At 49.0% G+C, this 15,248-nt stretch carries 15 protein-coding genes; 8 read left to right on the top strand and 7 right to left on the bottom strand.

Annotated elements, in window-relative coordinates:
• Positions 1 to 24: 24 nt before the first annotated feature.
• The 3 genes from rplS to tyrA all read left to right on the top strand — a co-directional run bounded on the left by rplS (position 25) and on the right by tyrA (position 2,286).
• Complete coding sequence (gene rplS / locus A10D4_RS06235) at positions 25 to 381, top strand: 50S ribosomal protein L19 (RefSeq protein ID WP_008488429.1); 357 nt, start codon at positions 25 to 27, stop codon at positions 379 to 381.
• Between the two features lie 139 nt (positions 382 to 520).
• Positions 521 to 1,144, top strand: coding sequence for a DNA-J related domain-containing protein (locus A10D4_RS06230; RefSeq protein WP_008488428.1), 624 nt, complete (start codon positions 521 to 523; stop codon positions 1,142 to 1,144).
• Positions 1,141 to 2,286: a bifunctional chorismate mutase/prephenate dehydrogenase gene (tyrA, locus tag A10D4_RS06225; RefSeq protein WP_008488427.1), complete on the top strand. Its 1,146-nt coding sequence runs from the start codon at positions 1,141 to 1,143 to the stop codon at positions 2,284 to 2,286. The genes A10D4_RS06230 and tyrA overlap by 4 nt, the downstream gene beginning before the upstream one ends.
• Before the next feature lie 10 nt (positions 2,287 to 2,296).
• Here the strand turns inward: tyrA and A10D4_RS06220 are convergent, their stop codons facing one another.
• Entirely contained in the window at positions 2,297 to 2,668 is a 372-nt protein-coding gene (locus A10D4_RS06220; protein WP_008488426.1) for a response regulator, read from the bottom strand.
• Between the two features lie 130 nt (positions 2,669 to 2,798).
• On the opposite strand from A10D4_RS06220, the gene A10D4_RS06215 reads away from it, so the two are divergent.
• A complete protein-coding gene (locus tag A10D4_RS06215; RefSeq protein ID WP_008488425.1) occupies positions 2,799 to 3,440 on the top strand; it encodes a cytochrome b/b6 domain-containing protein in 642 nt (213 codons plus the stop codon).
• A gap of 11 nt (positions 3,441 to 3,451) precedes the next feature.
• On the opposite strand, the gene A10D4_RS06210 is transcribed toward A10D4_RS06215, so the two are convergent.
• Entirely contained in the window at positions 3,452 to 3,916 is a 465-nt protein-coding gene (locus A10D4_RS06210) for a c-type cytochrome (RefSeq protein WP_008488424.1), read from the bottom strand.
• A 218-nt stretch (positions 3,917 to 4,134) separates the two neighbouring features.
• Between A10D4_RS06210 and A10D4_RS06205 the strand changes: the two genes are divergently transcribed.
• Together A10D4_RS06205 and A10D4_RS06200 are read left to right on the top strand one after the other, a co-directional pair.
• Positions 4,135 to 7,230, top strand: coding sequence for an amidohydrolase family protein (locus A10D4_RS06205; protein ID WP_008488422.1), 3,096 nt, complete (start codon positions 4,135 to 4,137; stop codon positions 7,228 to 7,230).
• Positions 7,230 to 8,510, top strand: coding sequence for an amidohydrolase family protein (locus tag A10D4_RS06200; RefSeq protein WP_008488421.1), 1,281 nt, complete (start codon positions 7,230 to 7,232; stop codon positions 8,508 to 8,510). Before A10D4_RS06205 ends, A10D4_RS06200 begins: the two co-directional genes overlap by 1 nt.
• Positions 8,511 to 8,580: 70 nt before the next feature.
• Here the strand turns inward: A10D4_RS06200 and A10D4_RS06195 are convergent, their stop codons facing one another.
• Positions 8,581 to 9,372 (bottom strand): response regulator, encoded by a 792-nt coding sequence (locus A10D4_RS06195; protein ID WP_008488420.1) that lies wholly within the window; start codon positions 9,370 to 9,372, stop codon positions 8,581 to 8,583.
• Positions 9,373 to 9,537: 165 nt separating this feature from the next.
• On the opposite strand from A10D4_RS06195, the gene A10D4_RS06190 reads away from it, so the two are divergent.
• Together A10D4_RS06190 and A10D4_RS06185 are read left to right on the top strand one after the other, a co-directional pair.
• Positions 9,538 to 9,843: an STAS domain-containing protein gene (locus A10D4_RS06190; protein ID WP_008488419.1), complete on the top strand. Its 306-nt coding sequence runs from the start codon at positions 9,538 to 9,540 to the stop codon at positions 9,841 to 9,843.
• A gap of 5 nt (positions 9,844 to 9,848) precedes the next feature.
• On the top strand, positions 9,849 to 11,507 hold the full coding sequence (locus A10D4_RS06185) for a PP2C family protein-serine/threonine phosphatase (protein WP_008488418.1): 1,659 nt from the start codon (positions 9,849 to 9,851) through the stop codon (positions 11,505 to 11,507).
• A gap of 22 nt (positions 11,508 to 11,529) precedes the next feature.
• Here the strand turns inward: A10D4_RS06185 and yciH are convergent, their stop codons facing one another.
• From yciH to A10D4_RS06165, 4 genes are all read right to left on the bottom strand, one after another.
• Positions 11,530 to 11,889: a stress response translation initiation inhibitor YciH gene (gene yciH, locus A10D4_RS06180; protein WP_008488417.1), complete on the bottom strand. Its 360-nt coding sequence runs from the start codon at positions 11,887 to 11,889 to the stop codon at positions 11,530 to 11,532.
• Between the two features lie 79 nt (positions 11,890 to 11,968).
• On the bottom strand, positions 11,969 to 12,724 hold the full coding sequence (locus A10D4_RS06175) for a hypothetical protein (protein WP_008488416.1): 756 nt from the start codon (positions 12,722 to 12,724) through the stop codon (positions 11,969 to 11,971).
• Positions 12,725 to 12,823: 99 nt separating this feature from the next.
• Positions 12,824 to 13,510 carry a sensor histidine kinase gene (locus tag A10D4_RS06170; protein WP_008488415.1) on the bottom strand — a complete coding sequence of 229 codons (687 nt, stop codon included), beginning with the start codon at positions 13,508 to 13,510 and terminating at the stop codon, positions 12,824 to 12,826.
• Entirely contained in the window at positions 13,510 to 15,126 is a 1,617-nt protein-coding gene (locus A10D4_RS06165) for a tetratricopeptide repeat protein (protein ID WP_008488414.1), read from the bottom strand. The genes A10D4_RS06170 and A10D4_RS06165 overlap by 1 nt, the downstream gene beginning before the upstream one ends.
• Positions 15,127 to 15,248: the final 122 nt, after the last annotated feature.

The raw sequence follows: 15,248 nt of genomic DNA, 5'->3' as shown, positions 1-15,248 counted from the left end.
TATCACTAGGAAAGAGAGGCCAACATGGCAAAAGTAAGTCAAAATATTATTAAACAGCTCGAAGATGAGCAGTTAAAGCAGGATCTGCCTGAGTTTGCTCCAGGTGATACTGTTGTGGTTAATGTTAAAGTTAAAGAAGGTACGCGTGAGCGTCTTCAGGCTTTTGAAGGCGTTGTTATTGCCAAGCGTAACCGTGGTCTGCATTCAGCGTTTACCGTTCGTAAAGTATCAAACGGTGAAGGTGTTGAACGTACATTCCAGACCCACAGCCCAATGATCGATAGCATCAACGTCAAGCGTCGTGGTGCTGTTCGTCAAGCCAAACTGTACTACTTGCGTGAGCGTTCAGGTAAATCTGCACGTATCAAAGAAAAGCTATAAGCTGTTCTTACCGCGATCATCAATGTACGGTTTTTCGAAGCCCAGCTTTTGCTGGGCTTTTTTATGTCAGTTGCTTTATTAGCGGTAATTGGTAGGCTGAACCGTTATCGCCCAACTATATACCCATAGGCAGTTATTGATGAAGGCCGACCAAGCAACCGCTAGCCAGCATATTGCGCCCTTGCGCGAAGCAATAGCGACTATTGTGGACACTTGTACAGATGGCTTGAGCGAACATCAGCTGATTCAGCAGTTGCAACAAGCGCCTTATGAGTTGTTCGACAAACAGGCGTTGGCCGATTCATTACGTTTATTTCAGACGCATTTTTTAGTGTTTCACTGTTTGTATTTATTACGTGATGAATGGCGCGAGCAGCAGTATGCCGAGCTTTCTATTTCGACATTAAAAATACAAAAGCAGGCCTGGCAGGCGCAGACTGCGGCGCTCACGCAAGCCGATCCGTTACGTCGCTATTATCTGGATTGGCAGCAGTTTGAGCAAACCGATGGTGCTGATGTCGAGGCATTACTGGATAGCTTCTGGCGACAACAGCCTCTTAGCGATTTGGAGACTAGCGACGAGGCTCAGTTAGAACAAGCATTGCAACAATTGGCGTTAAACCAGATGCCGGTCGACCTGAAACAACTCAAACGCCATTATCGTCAGCGTCTGCATCAGGTGCATCCTGATAAAGGCGGCAGCAACGCCGCGGTACAGCAGATACAATGGGCCTATCAATTGATTGAGAGACAACTACGGTGAGTGATTCGTTATCCCCAGAGCAGCAGCTGCAACAATTACGACAACAAATCGATGCGGTCGATAGTGAGCTAGTTGAGTTACTTGCTCGACGCGCCCGCATTACTCAGCAAGTTGGGCAAATTAAACAGCGCTTACAGCAACCCCTGTATGTACCAGAGCGCGAGCAAAGTCTACTACAAGCACGGCGTCAACAAGCGCGTGCGGCAGGTGTATCGCCGTCACTGGTAGAAGATGTTTTAAGACGTATTATCCGCGAATCTTATGCTACGCAAGCGCCGGCAGCCGAACAAGTCACAGCTAAGCAGCATAAACGAGTGATGGTGGTAGGCGGCGGCGGTGCCTTAGGTGGACTGTTTGTTCGTTTGTTCCGACAAAGCGGTTATCAAGTCGATGTGATAGAACAACAGGATTGGCCATTAACCGCTGCCGATGTTGCTGATGCCGATTTGGTCTTAATCAGTGTTCCCATAGCGCTCACCCAGCAGGTTATCGAAGCATTGCCAGAACTACCACCGTCGTGCATTTTGGCGGATCTGACCAGTATTAAACAAGCACCGCTGACGGCGATGCAGGCCAAGCATAGTGGCCCAGTGGTTGGCCTGCACCCGATGTTTGGACCGAAAGTACCCAACTTGGCTAAGCAGTTGATCGCCGTGAAGGTGAGCGCTGAGCCACAACAGGTTGATTGGTTACTGAGCCAATTGCAACGTTGGGGGGCGTATTTGCAGCCCGTAGAAGCAGCGGAACATGACCGTGCCATGGCGTTAATTCAAGTGATGCGCCACTTGAGTACATACGTTTATGGTATGCACTTAATGCAAGAACAAGCGGACATCAGTGGGCTATTGTCATTGAGTTCGCCGATTTATCGCCTAGAACTGATGATGGTCGGGCGTTTATTCGCGCAGAACGCTGAGCTTTATGCTGATATCATCATGGCTGAACCCAATAACTTCGCTATGATCAGGCGTTATCTGACACAGTTTGATAGCTGTTTAACGCAGTTAGAAAAGGGTGATAAAGCCGGTTTTATCGATGGTTTTGAGCAAGTTAGAGCGTTTTTTGGCGACTATGCGGAGCAGTTTTTGCGTGATAGTCAAAGCTTGTTGCTAGCTGCTGACGACGCTAGGCAGTTTCCTTAGCACTGTCTGATTAGCTAAAAGCTTGTGGTAGGTATTTATGTAATAACTCGTCCAAGGCGTCCGGTGAAACCGGTTTATGTAATGTCGCTAACATGCCCGCCTCACGACAAGCATTCAGCTCGGTCGCACTTTGATGCCCGGTGATAGCGACAATAGGGGTTTGTGCAAAGCCTTGCTGGCGTAACGCAACACAGACTTCAGCACCGGACATGTCGGGCATATCATAATCCAGTAAAATCAGTGCCGGGTGCTGTTGTTCGGCGACTTGTATAGCCTGTTGCCCATTTGTTGCCGTATACAGTTCAATGGGGTAGGCGCCCAACATCGCTTTTAATACCTCAAGACTGATGAAGTCGTCATCAGCGATTAGCACTTTATTCATGGTTTGATGTTCCTCAAGTATTAGCGTTAACCCTACCACCTGACTCGATAAATGCCAACAGAGGCTGGCTCATTAACCTCCTGCGTGGTAAAAATAACGCCAATAATAACTTCACGCAGGAGTAACGCGCATGGCCAAAGGCGTTAAAGTTTGGGATGGATTTATTCGCTTTTTTCATTGGGCAACGGTGCTTTTGCTAGCCGCATTATGGTGGACTGCGGAACAAGGACAAATGGATCGCCATCAGGATCTGGCGATGGTGCTGCTGGCGTTAATTATTACTCGCATTGGTTGGGGCATCGTTGGTAGCGATTCGTCACGTTTTAGTCGCTTTGTGCGCTCGCCAATTGCCGCTATCAAGCATCTAGCGAGTTTAAAGCAACGACCTTTTCATTATGAACCGACGCATAATGCGGCGGGTGCTTGGTTTGTCATGCTGATATTAGCGCTATTATTGGTACAACTGATCAGCGGCTTGTTTGCCACCGATGAGATCTTATTTTCCGGCCCTTTATCGGGCATGGTGTCAGGTGCATTAGCCAGCGATTTGACCAGTTGGCATAAACTCAACTTCAATATCATTTTAGCGGTGGTTGGGTTACACGTTGTGGCGATCATTATTTATCGTTTACTGGGCGCTAGGTTAGCTGAGGGAATGATACATGGACGTCTGCCGATAGCGGCTGAATCAGCGCCGCAATTACGTTCAGGGTGGTGGCCCTTTATCAGTGCTGCGGCGTTAGCAGCAGCACTGTTATATTGGGTCAACTAAGCATAAGCCGCTTAATCTTTATAATTATCGTGGCAGCCCTTGCAGTTGCGCGCAACCGCCATGAAGGCTGGTTTAATGGTGTCTAAGCTACCGCTGGCTGCCGCCTGTTGTAGCTTCTTGGCATCGCTTTGCAGCTGCTCGGCGCGTTGCTGAAAGTCCTCCCAGTTATCCCAAATCGCGGGCAATGCATCAGAGCCGTCACCCGGCATTGCGCCTTCGACCGAAAATGCTGACCAGGGGATGCTGGTTAGATGAGTAAAGTCGGTGGCGCGCTCGCTAAATATACTGGCATCATAATCGACCTCACCTTTAACCATGTCGCCCATCGCGGCGAAGTTATCGCGCATAATTGATAGCGCTTTTTGTCTATATTCTACGGCACTTTCGGCGTCGTTAAAGGCGTGCTGAGCTAAAGCCGGTGTTAAACAACACGCGGCAATGACAGCGCTGATCGTCTTTTTAAACGGCATTGACATAGTGGCTTCCTCGTTGTGTGTAAAAACGGTTAACTTTTTTTATACGTTCTACCGACGCTTTGGGTTACTTCATCGGTTCCGATATTGTCTTTTTGGTCGGTTGACGTTTACTCTGTGAAGTCAGTTTGACCTTAGATAATCATTATTTAAGCGTAAAACTACCAGAAACAACAATAAATAAGAACTCTTTCGAGTTAGCAAAGGGCAAGGGGACACGCATGAACGGTAGCAGGCATCTTAGCCGCATCGCGTTGGCGTTGCTAGCAGCAACCTCAGGCGCGGCGGTGGCCGATCAAACCACTCCGGTGCAGGGTATTCACGATAAAACACCAACGCTGGTCGCATTGCAGAACGCGACCATCTATACCGAACCGGGTAAACGTATTGAGCACGCCACGCTGGTGGTGGAAAACGGTAAAATCAAAGCCATCAACAGCAACAACCGCGCACCTCAAGGGGCACGCGTCATTGACGCCAGCGGGCAAGTTATTTATCCCGGATTTATCGACCCCTATGGCAACTATGGGGTGCCGCAAGCGGAACAACCTGAACGCGGCGGTTATCGCAGCAAACCCCCGCTGTATAATAATAAGCGCGAAGGTGGTAACGCCAGTAACGACGCCATTCATGCGCAGAGCAACTGGGTCGATAGCTTTGCTGCCGATAAGGATGCTGCACAGAGTTATATCGCGCAAGGATTTACCGCAGTACAGAGCGCGCAACTTGATGGTATTTTACAAGGTCGCGCGGTCACGGTTTCACTGGCTGATAAGATCCCCAACGATTTAGTTTACCGCGCGCAAAGTAAACAATTTGCCTCGTTTGATAAAGGCAGTTCAATGCAACAGTACCCATCATCGTTGATGGGCAGTATCGCGTTATTGCGACAAGCATTATCTGATGCCAACTGGTATGAGCAAGCGGCTGGTAAACAAGCTTACAACGGCCCAGTCGAGTATAACGCCGCGTTGGCGGCACTCACCGATATCGAAGAAGTCGGCGTGGTGTTCCAGGTGGATGACGAGCTAAGCTTATTACGCGCCGATCAACTGTTGGACGAATTTAAGGTACCCGTGACTTATGTGGCATCGGGCTTTGAATACGCGCGGGTTGATGCTGTTAAAGCCACTCAGGCTAACCTGATCGTACCGCTAAACTTTCCTGCGGCACCGGCGGTTACCGGGGTTGATGATGATTTAGATGTTGATTTAGCGGACTTACGTCATTGGGAGCGAGCTCCGGGTAATCCGGCGGCTTTGGCTCAAGCGGGCATCGATTTTTCATTGACGCTAAGTCAGTTAGAAGACAAGTCACAGTTTTGGCCGAACTTACGCAAAGCGGTTAAGCACGGCTTATCAGAGCAACAAGCATTAGCGGCGCTGACGACGGTGCCAGCGCGTATTGCGGGTATCAGTGATAAGGCGGGTAAATTAGCACCCGGCTACATGGCCGACTTTGTGGTTGCCTCTGATAACTTGTTTAATGGTGGCGAAGTCATGTCGGTGTGGCTGCAAGGTCAGCAACAAACGCTGAAATCAAGTGAGCAAGCGCACTTTGCTGGCACTTATCAGGTGCAAGTCGACGGTCAAAGCTACCGCCTGAACATCAGTGGTGACGAGCAACGCTTACAAGGCCAGCTCAATGACGACAATGCTATCCGCCATGTCTCGCGAGATGATGATAGTTTGAGTTTCGTTGCTGACTTGAACGATACCGGTGCGTGGCGTTTTAAACTGAGCCAAAGCGCTCAGCAGCAATTATCGGGCACGGCGGTTGCTCCTGATGGACGTGAGCTGCAGGTCAGCGCGACGCGCACCACCGACGATACCGAGGCGTCTGAGCAAACGACTGCTCAAGCGGACGTTAATTATGTTAGCCGTTTGACCTATCCAAATGTGGCTTACGGTTTGTCGGGCTTACCTGAGCGACAAAATCTGTTGATCAAAAACGCTACCGTTTGGACTTCGGCAGAGTCTGGTATTTTAGAAAATACCGATATTTTGATCCGCGATGGTGAATTTAGTCGCATCGGTCAGGATTTGAGTGCGCCATCGGGCTATCAAGTTATTGATGCTCAAGGTAAACACGTTACTCCAGGTATTATCGATGAGCATTCACACATCGCTATTTCGCAGGGGGTAAACGAGGGTTCCGAGGCTATCACTGCCGAAGTGCGTATCGGCGACGTGGTTAACCCCGATGACATTCATATCTATCGCTCACTGGCTGGCGGTACTACCATGGCGCAATTGCTGCATGGTTCGGCCAATCCTATCGGTGGTCAAGCGCAAGTGATCAAACTGCGTTGGGGTACCGATGCGGCGACGATGAAGTTTGATGCGGCACCTGGCAGTATCAAGTTTGCCTTGGGTGAGAACGTCAAGCAAAGTAACTGGGGTGAAAACTACACCGTGCGTTACCCGCAGACACGCATGGGTGTACAAACCATTATGCGTGATGGCTTCCAAACTGCCTTGGAATACCAACGTCGGCAGCAGCAGTATGACGATATGTCTCGCTCAGAACGCCAACGCACTGCGCCACCTCGGCGTGATTATCGCCTCGATACGTTGTTAGAAATTTTGAACAAGCAACGTTTTGTACACGCGCATTCCTACGTACAGTCAGAAATTCTGATGCTGATCCGTTTGGCCGAAGAGTTTGGCTTTACCCTGACCACCTTTACCCATATTTTGGAGGGGTACAAAGTCGCTGATGAGATGGCGGCACACGGTGCTAGCGGCTCAACTTTTGCCGACTGGTGGGCTTATAAGTTCGAAGTTTATGATGCGATTCCGCAGAACGCCTGCTTGATGCAACAGAACGGCGTACTCACCAGTGTCAATTCAGATAGTAACGACCTACAGCGACGCTTAAATACCGAAGCGGCTAAATCGGTTCGCTATTGCGGGATGAGCCCAGCAGACGCGTTAAAAATGGTCACTATCAATCCGGCTAAGCAGCTCAAGATTGATCAGTACGTGGGTAGTATCGAAGCTGGTAAGCAAGCCGACTTTGTCATTTGGGATGAGAATCCATTAACGTCGTATGCACACGTCGAGCAAACCTGGATCAACGCCCGTAAGTTCTTTGACCGTCAGCAAGATATCGCTGAACGTCAGGCGGTGTACGATGAAAAGCAACAGCTGATTCAAAAAGTGCTGGCCGCTGGTGAAAGCGCTAAACAAGGCGCGCAGAACGGCTATAAAGCGCCACAGCCAACTTGGCATTGTGATACCGAGCATGATTTTTGGCTCGATCACTTTAGCGAGCAACATCATCAGCACTTACACGCAGGCGGAGGACAGCACTAATGAAACGCTTATTAACAGCTTTAACCGCTGTGGCCGTAGCGGCCACAGTACATGCCCATGATATGGTTCCCGGGGAACCTCAAACGCAAGCCATTCTATTGCAAGGTGGCACTTTACATACCGTCGCCAATGGCACTTTAGAAAATACCGACTTGTTGTTTGAACAAGGCAAGATCACTGCTATTGGCGACGCCATCGAGGTACCGTCTGATGCGCGTGTTATCGATGTCAGTGGACAACACGTATATCCCGGTATTATTGCTATGGATACGGTGTTAGGTTTGGTCGAAATCGAGGCTGTCCGTGCCACTCGCGATACCGATGAGGTCGGTCCGGTGCACCCAGAAGTGTCTGGTCATGTCGCTTATAACCCCGATTCAGAGGTGATTCCAACGGTGCGTTATAACGGTATTACGCACGCACAGGTGGTGCCTCAGGGCGATCTGATCATGGGTCGTTCTAGCCTAATGAAAACCGATGGTTGGACTTGGGTAGACGCCAGTGAACAGACCAACTTGGGTATCCATGTTAGTTGGCCCAACACCGCCATTAGTGATGCTTGGTGGGAACGCCGCTCGCCTGAAGAGCAGCGCAAAGCGCAAGCCGAAGCGCGCCAGCGTTTGCAGCAAGTGTTTGTTGATGCGAAAGCTTACTACGAGGCTAAACAAGCCGATAAATCGATCGCTAAAGACATTCGTTGGGAGGCGATGACAGGCTTATTTGATGGCAGTGAAAAACTCTATGTGCACGCCGATGATAAACGTCAAATTGAACAGGCGCTAGCATTTGCCCGCGAATATGGTTTTCAGTTAGTCATCGTTGGTGGGCGTGACGCTTGGCGTATTATCGAGCCATTACGTGCTGCGCAAGTACCGGTTGTATATGGTGCGCCATACGGTTTACCGAGTCGTGACGACGAGTCCTATGACCAAGCCTTCCGTGCTCCGTCACAGCTGATTCAGGCGGGTGTACAAGTGGCCATAGCGATTCCCGGTTACTGGGATATCCGTAATCTACCATTTGCAGCGGGTAACACGGTGGCATTTGGTCTGGATAAAGAAGCGGCATTACGCGCAATCACCTTGACCCCCGCTGAAATTATGGGCGTGGCTGACCGCTTAGGCTCGTTAGAAGTGGGTAAGCAAGCGTCGCTAATCATCTCTCAGGGCGACGTTATGAGCCAATTAGGACAAGACCTTAGCCATATGTTTATTAATGGTGCCGAAGTTGATTTAAATAATCGACACAAGCAGCTTTACGAAAAGTATAAACAGAAGTAAGCCTTACTAAGCGGCTATTAAAATGCCAGTCAAGAGTGTCTTGACTGGCATTTTTTATGGCCCGTAGTCTTTACTGGTCAAGTAATCGCGCCAGTAAACGACGTAGCGTTTCTGGTTCAAAGGGCTTATCGGTTAGCGCGTCAATACCACTTTGCTTGATGTTGGCGAGTTGAGGCTCGTCGGTACGAGCGGTGATCATTAAAATCGGCGTATGCGCATGATTAGGCATTTGTCGAATACTGGCGGCTAACTCGCGGCCATTGACATCTGGCATATGGAAATCGGTGACAATAATGTCAAAATGTTGCTGGTCGAGGATAGCAATGGCTTGCTGTGCATGTTCAGCCTCGACAATATCGTCAATGCCCAAATTACCTAATACGCGGCAAATAAAATGACGAGAAGTGATGCTGTCGTCAACAACCAGTACGCGCAAATCCTCAACGTCAAAGTTTTGCAGTGCTAACGGTGTTGGTTCAATCAATTCAATGGTGGCATTTACCGCTCGTTGCAGCTGCTCAGGGGTAAAGGGTTTTGGCAGAATAGCGACGATCCCTGATTGCTTTAGCGCTTCTAATTGATGAGCCTTGTACTCGCTAGAAACCAACATAAAGCTGGTCTCGCGAAGTTGCGGCTGGCTTTGCAAAAAGGCAATCAGATCATGTGCGGTGCCGTCGTCAAAGTACATCGCGCTGGCAATGAGGTCAGGTTGTAAGCGCAAAATTTGCTGCTTCGCCTCGTCGATGCTGGCTGCTGTGCTTAACTGCTTAATACCGGCGTCGGCTAAATGCTGACTGATGACTCGGCGTTGAACTTCAGAGGGTTCAACCAAAAGAATGGCTAAATTACCGGCGTCAACCATAATGTTATTGACTCAATGAGTAGTGACGGTTAGCGTCAGAGGTTAGGCTATTGCGGCACCAATGACAATGATAAATTGCTGGGTTCGTGTCATAATAGTAGCGTTATTCAGGTAGTTAATAAAAAATAACAAAGTTAGTTAACGTTTAAAACAGGTCAACAATGTATGAGTTTGCACACTCAGTTTTCAAATGATGGTAAGCAGTTAATCATTACCATCAAAGGTCGTTTTGATTTCAGTCTGGTACAGGAGTTTCGCCAGGCTTATGCATCGGTAGGAAGCCAGCAACCACTCGTTATTATCGATTTGCGTGAAACAGAATACCTTGATAGCTCGGCTCTGGGTATGCTGCTGAATATGCGTAAATCGTTGGGCAACAGCATTCAAGGTGTCAACCTCATTAATTGTCGACCGGAAGTGCGCCGTATTTTAGAAATCTCCCGGTTTGATAAGATGTTTGTTATTGAGTAACCAGCATGATGCGCGTCTTGGTGGTGAGCGCCGAAGCGGGGCATCACCCCGCTTTAGCTGAGATGATCGGCCGGTTTGGTCACCAAGTCACGGTCGCGCATAGTGGTGAACAAGCACTGCAGCAAGCGGCAACCGCGTTGCCTGATATTGTGCTATTAGACGTCGAGTTACCTGGCATGGATGGTTACGAAACGGCGCCGCGGTTGAAGTCTCAGGCCGATGGTATTCATCTGCCAATCATCTTTATGACTCACTTAAACGACGAGCAGACGCTATTACGTTGTTTAAGTGTCGGTGGTGATGACTTTTTAGCAACACCGATAGAACCCATCATGTTACAGGCCAAGCTTCGCTCTCACTTCCGCTTGCGTGAGCTGAGCCGTACCTTGGTCGAGAAAAATCGCAGTTTGGCTTGGCATTCGGCGCGTGTGCAACGCGAGCACGACATTGTCGAGCATATATTGCAAAATGCCTTAAGTCGTAATTTCTTAGACTATGAGCACCTACAGACCTATCTATCCCCAGCCACCAGCTTTAACGGCGATCTGTGCTTATCCGCATCGGGACCGCTGGGCAATTTATATGTGTTTATGGGCGATTTTACCGGTCATGGTTTAGCCCCTGCAACCGGAGCTTTACCCCTATCTCAAGCCTTTTTTACCATGGTCGAGCGTGGCGTTTCGGTGGCGGAAATGGCGGCAGAGTTTAATCATCGTTTGGCACAGCTGCTACCCGATGACATGTTTTGCGCTGCCTTTATCGCCGAGCTATCAGCGTCGGGAGAACGTTTAACTTACTGGAATGGTGGCATGCCCGATGCATTAGTGTTGGATCAGCAACAGCGTTTGAGTAAGCGTTTACCTGCCTCGCATATGGCGCTAGGTATTTTGGCTGATGATGATTTCGATAGCCGTGTCACCAACTTACGCCTCAGTGCTGGTATGAGCTTAGTGCTTTACACCGACGGTTTGATCGAGTTGCATAATAGCCAACAGCAAAGTTTATCCGAGCAGGGCTTAATCGATTTATTAGCGGCGCAGCCGTCATTGGATATCGACCGGGTGGTTAGCGCCATAGAAGCATTTCGCGGCGATACCCCGCAACGTGATGATGTATCGCTGGCGATTTTACGCTGCTGTGCGACCGGTATTAAAGAACGAGAACCGGAGTATGAACACCAAGGTTTACCGTTTCAGTTACAGGTTGATCTGACTGCCGCAGAATTACGCGAGCTCGATCCGGTCGCCGATGTGGTGCAGTCACTGGGCCAGTTTCGTGGTATCCGTGATCACCGGACGACGCTATATTTACTGCTGGCCGAGGCTTATAACAATGCCCTTGAGCACGGTATTTTGGGATTAGACTCGAGTTTAAAAGAGCAGCATGAGGGCTTCGAGCGCTACTATCAATTACGTCAACAGCGTTTAGCCACGCTAGAACAGGCAGAAATCAGCTTTCAAATACGTTATTTACCGCAACAAGCTTGTTTACACATGAATATCCGTAACAGTGGCTCCAGTTGGTCGCCCTCGGTATCGGCACGACAACAACTGGCAACGCGCGAATATGGGCGTGGCTTGGAGCTGATGGAGCGGCTCTGCGATGAACTCGCGTTAAGTGATAACGGACGCTGTCTGAGCTTAGTTTATTCGTTAAACAGCTGAACCGATAGCAGGCCTAGAGCGCCTAACCACCGGCTAATTTCACCCGGTAACCTTGCTCGGTTAACCATTGTTTAATGCTCTCGCGTTGGTCTCCCTGAATTTCGATGATGCTACCTTTGACGGCACCACCAACGCCACAGCGTTGCTTCAACTGTTTGGCAATTTTTTTGCGGGTCTCGGTATCGACCAATAAACCGTCAATGAGTGTCACACCTTTGCCTTTACGACCTTTGCTTTCACGACGTAGTCGCACGATACCGTCGCCCTCGGGCAGGCTTTCTGCTGCTGGCTCTGGATTTATACGGCCTTGATCGGTGCTGTAAACCAGTTGACTGAGTTGATCGGATAAACTGCTGTGTTGATCTCGACGAGATTTCGACATATTAACGATCCTATCGAATTGTAAATAACCCAATTATAAAACAACGCGCTGCCGACAGCAGCCCATGCTGGCCAAGCTATCACCACTTTTTCTTGGGTTGGAACAATTCTTCGATGTCGTCTTGTTTTTTCTCGCGCGCATCACGCGCGTTAGTGTCGCGTAGCTCTTCGGTGATCATGCTCAACTCTTGCGATAGAAAAGCCTGCTTATTGGTGATGTAATCGTCACTAAAAGGCTGATCTTGGAGGGTCTTCATGGCTTTTTCGTAATACTGACGAGCCGAGCCTAACATACCTGATTTATAAGCATTACCGCCACGACGAACTAAGCTTTCGACGTTGATAGTGACCTGAATTTTAACCAATCGCCGTTCTTCGGCTAAATACAGCTGGGTATCGACTTTACCGCGTGAATGCTCTTGCCGTAGCGTAGTACGTAACTTTTTAACGGCGTTGATCATAGCGATGATTTGTTTATCATTTTCGGGCAGGTCGATGCGCTCTGATAACAGTGTTTGGTCGTTTGGATCGGTGTTCTTCAAGCGCTCTTCATAATCGCTTAAACGCTGTTTCAGTTCGTTGCTGGGGCTGACCTTTAACATACCTTGCAGCGCTTCTACTGCGCGCTTGTAAAGCATTAACAGTACGCCTTTGCCGACCGGGAAGTTGCTGGCAGCAGCAATCATATCTTCGGTGCCATCCAGCATTAATCGATAACGGTGCAGGGTTTGTCGACGCTCTAAATCGACGCGTTGTTTATGCTGCTGAATCGCATTCACCGCGATGGCAAGGATCACCAAGGTGACAATGAGAATGATAACAATGGTAAAGGTCATAGCTACCTGTGACTGATTTATGGTTTTTGTTAGCCAGTGCGTTCCATACTAACGGAGAACGGCACGTTAGGGTAGTGCTAAGCTTAACTCGTGCATGGCTTAGGGTAATACCAGTCGAAATAAGCCGCCACCTAACTCACCACCATTGGCTAAGGTGATGTGCCCGCAACCGTTTTGATTTTTGTGAGTTTGCGCGATTAATTGCGCAAAGAACAACCCCAAACCAGTCCGCGATGCACTAAAATCATACTGCTGTAGCGGCTGCGTTGATGCTTTTAACATCTCGGCGGGATAGCCTTCGCCATCGTCGTTGATGCAAATATGTAGTTGTTGATTCTCACAGCTCGCCGTAATCAATAACTTATCGGCGCTATAGCGCAAAGCATTAGCAACAATATCATTCAATAAATTACTCAGTAGGTCGCGGTCGACATACCATTGCAGTTCGCTATCGATCCGTAGTTCGGTCTCAATTTGACGATGCTCGGCATACAGTTCGTGGTTTAACAACACTTCTTCTAACAGTTCTTCGATAAAAATCTGTTCCGCGTCAAATGACAGTGGCTCATGCTCGTGTCGGTAGAGTGCCAACAGTTGCACCAGCGAGCCATTAATACGCTGCGCTTCGTAATGCAAACGTGCCAGCTCTTCTGACTCGGGTTGGCCTTGCATACGCTCAGCTAAACTCTCGATGGCTTGTACAAATAAACACAGCGAGTTTTTCATGTCGTGTGCGCTACTGGCTAAAATGGTGGGAAAATCCAGCGTTTTGTTCGACTCAGACATTAGGCCGACTCCTTGCTTAAGCGCCGATAGCGCAATTCGTTGAGTTTGACTTGTAAGACATCTAAATGATGGCGGCGATTGTCAGCGGCTGTCAGGTTCTGTGCTGTGAGTACACAGCGTCGACAACGTTCAATATCGTCGTCGTTACGGCCTTCATGTTCCATTAACTTTAACAGCGTTTGTAATAAATTAAGAGCGATCGAAACGTTATCTGGCGCGTAACGAAAAGCGTCAATAAAGCGCTGCCGGGCGGCGCGCAATTGTTGTTGCTCAAACAGCTGCATGCCTTCTCGGTTAAGTTGATGACCTTTTTCGGCATCCGGCACCACCGGTCGCAAGACCGAAATACCGGCGTTAACTTGCTGGTGCAGTTGTTGTGCGCTGACACTTTGCGGTAACGCATTGACGGTCAGCTCGGCTTCTTCACGTAATAACAGTTCCGGTTCAATATCCATACAAGCGCTGATCACCGAATCGATCAGTTGTGTGGCTTGTTGTTCGGCTTTACTGTGAGCCAACATGCGCGCCTGAATCAGTTGATAAGGCAGAATGATCTGTGGGTTATCGGCAAAGCGGCGCTGCTGAGTGCGTAGCACGTCGTTCAGCTCTGACAAAAACCGTTGTCCCTTGACCGGACCACTTTGCACAAACATGGCGAACAAGGCGCGCGCATAGTTCACCATATCTTCCGGGCTGCTATCTTCGTTAAGACGTTGACTATCGACGATGATACGACGATAACACTGTGCAAAGCATTGCATATCGTCTAACTGCAATGCCAGTTTGGCTAGCTTACGTTGTATCGCAATGGCGCTCGGGTCGATTTCGACGGCACGCTGTAACCATTCGTAAGCGCGCCGATATTCACCCAGATTGGTCAACGCTTCGGCCAAATACAGATAGGCAGCGACACCATCGTGCTGTCGCTGCAACAGGCGCTCTAGTGTTTCCACGGTATCCAAGTACAACCCTAGTTCCAGTTGACAGATGCCTTGGCCTAACAGCGCCCAATGTTGTTCGCTGGCGGCTAATACGCGTTGATACACCTGTAAGGCTTGCTGATAGTTTGCTTGCTGCAATAAGGTGCGTGCCATGATGCGCAAACAACTGCTGGTCAGTTTTGGCACGCGGCCCACCTTTTCCTGCGCTAACTCGATTGCGCGGGTGAGGTGACCAAAGTCAAGTGCTTCTTCTATGGATTTTAATGCCGCTTTACGCACAATCAAATTATCTAAGCGCTGGCGTAATTCATCTTTATTAAAGGCGCCAACCCAAACATCATCGGCGCTATAAATTAAACTGTGGCCTTTCAAACGGTCGAGGTGGCGTTGCGGACAGCAAATCACAAAGCTACTACGAAAACGATAGTGACCGTGCTCGATGAGCCGCTGTAACAGTTTTTGTGCGCCGGCAGCATTAGCGTCTAAAAAATTATCACAGATAACAAAATCGAAGGCTTGCTGTTGATAGCTGTCATACGCTTCCAACGCCGACTTGGCCAGCACCAGTTCACGTGGCCCGACGGTGCTGACTTGTTGTTGCAAAAGCAAGCGAAAGTCGCTGACTTCACTAACGACTAAAAATCGCTTATTGGTATACCACTTATGCCGTTGCACCTGAATCCCTTTGTCGTACTGGTGATAAACGCTTATTGCTACTGTAAAAAAATATCACAAAGTGTAAAGTAGCGTTTCGTTGATTTGTAATAATACCGCATGGTGTTATATATTTTTTGAAT

It is taken from the genome of Idiomarina xiamenensis 10-D-4 (assembly GCF_000299895.1).
GTDB classification, from domain to species: domain Bacteria; phylum Pseudomonadota; class Gammaproteobacteria; order Enterobacterales; family Alteromonadaceae; genus Idiomarina; species Idiomarina xiamenensis.
The sequence above is the reverse complement of the archived record's forward strand: the minus strand, read 5'-3'. Positions and strand labels throughout refer to the sequence as shown.

Coding starts and splice junctions, on each gene's coding strand:
- rplS (WP_008488429.1), top strand. CDS start 25: ATGGCAAAAGTAAGTCAAAATATTATTAAACAGCTCGAAGATGAGCAG.
- A10D4_RS06230 (WP_008488428.1), top strand. CDS start 521: ATGAAGGCCGACCAAGCAACCGCTAGCCAGCATATTGCGCCCTTGCGC.
- A10D4_RS06220 (WP_008488426.1), bottom strand. CDS start 2,668: ATGAATAAAGTGCTAATCGCTGATGACGACTTCATCAGTCTTGAGGTA.
- A10D4_RS06215 (WP_008488425.1), top strand. CDS start 2,799: ATGGCCAAAGGCGTTAAAGTTTGGGATGGATTTATTCGCTTTTTTCAT.
- A10D4_RS06210 (WP_008488424.1), bottom strand. CDS start 3,916: ATGTCAATGCCGTTTAAAAAGACGATCAGCGCTGTCATTGCCGCGTGT.
- A10D4_RS06205 (WP_008488422.1), top strand. CDS start 4,135: ATGAACGGTAGCAGGCATCTTAGCCGCATCGCGTTGGCGTTGCTAGCA.
- A10D4_RS06200 (WP_008488421.1), top strand. CDS start 7,230: ATGAAACGCTTATTAACAGCTTTAACCGCTGTGGCCGTAGCGGCCACA.
- A10D4_RS06195 (WP_008488420.1), bottom strand. CDS start 9,372: ATGGTTGACGCCGGTAATTTAGCCATTCTTTTGGTTGAACCCTCTGAA.
- A10D4_RS06190 (WP_008488419.1), top strand. CDS start 9,538: ATGAGTTTGCACACTCAGTTTTCAAATGATGGTAAGCAGTTAATCATT.
- A10D4_RS06185 (WP_008488418.1), top strand. CDS start 9,849: ATGATGCGCGTCTTGGTGGTGAGCGCCGAAGCGGGGCATCACCCCGCT.
- yciH (WP_008488417.1), bottom strand. CDS start 11,889: ATGTCGAAATCTCGTCGAGATCAACACAGCAGTTTATCCGATCAACTC.
- A10D4_RS06175 (WP_008488416.1), bottom strand. CDS start 12,724: ATGACCTTTACCATTGTTATCATTCTCATTGTCACCTTGGTGATCCTT.
- A10D4_RS06170 (WP_008488415.1), bottom strand. CDS start 13,510: ATGTCTGAGTCGAACAAAACGCTGGATTTTCCCACCATTTTAGCCAGT.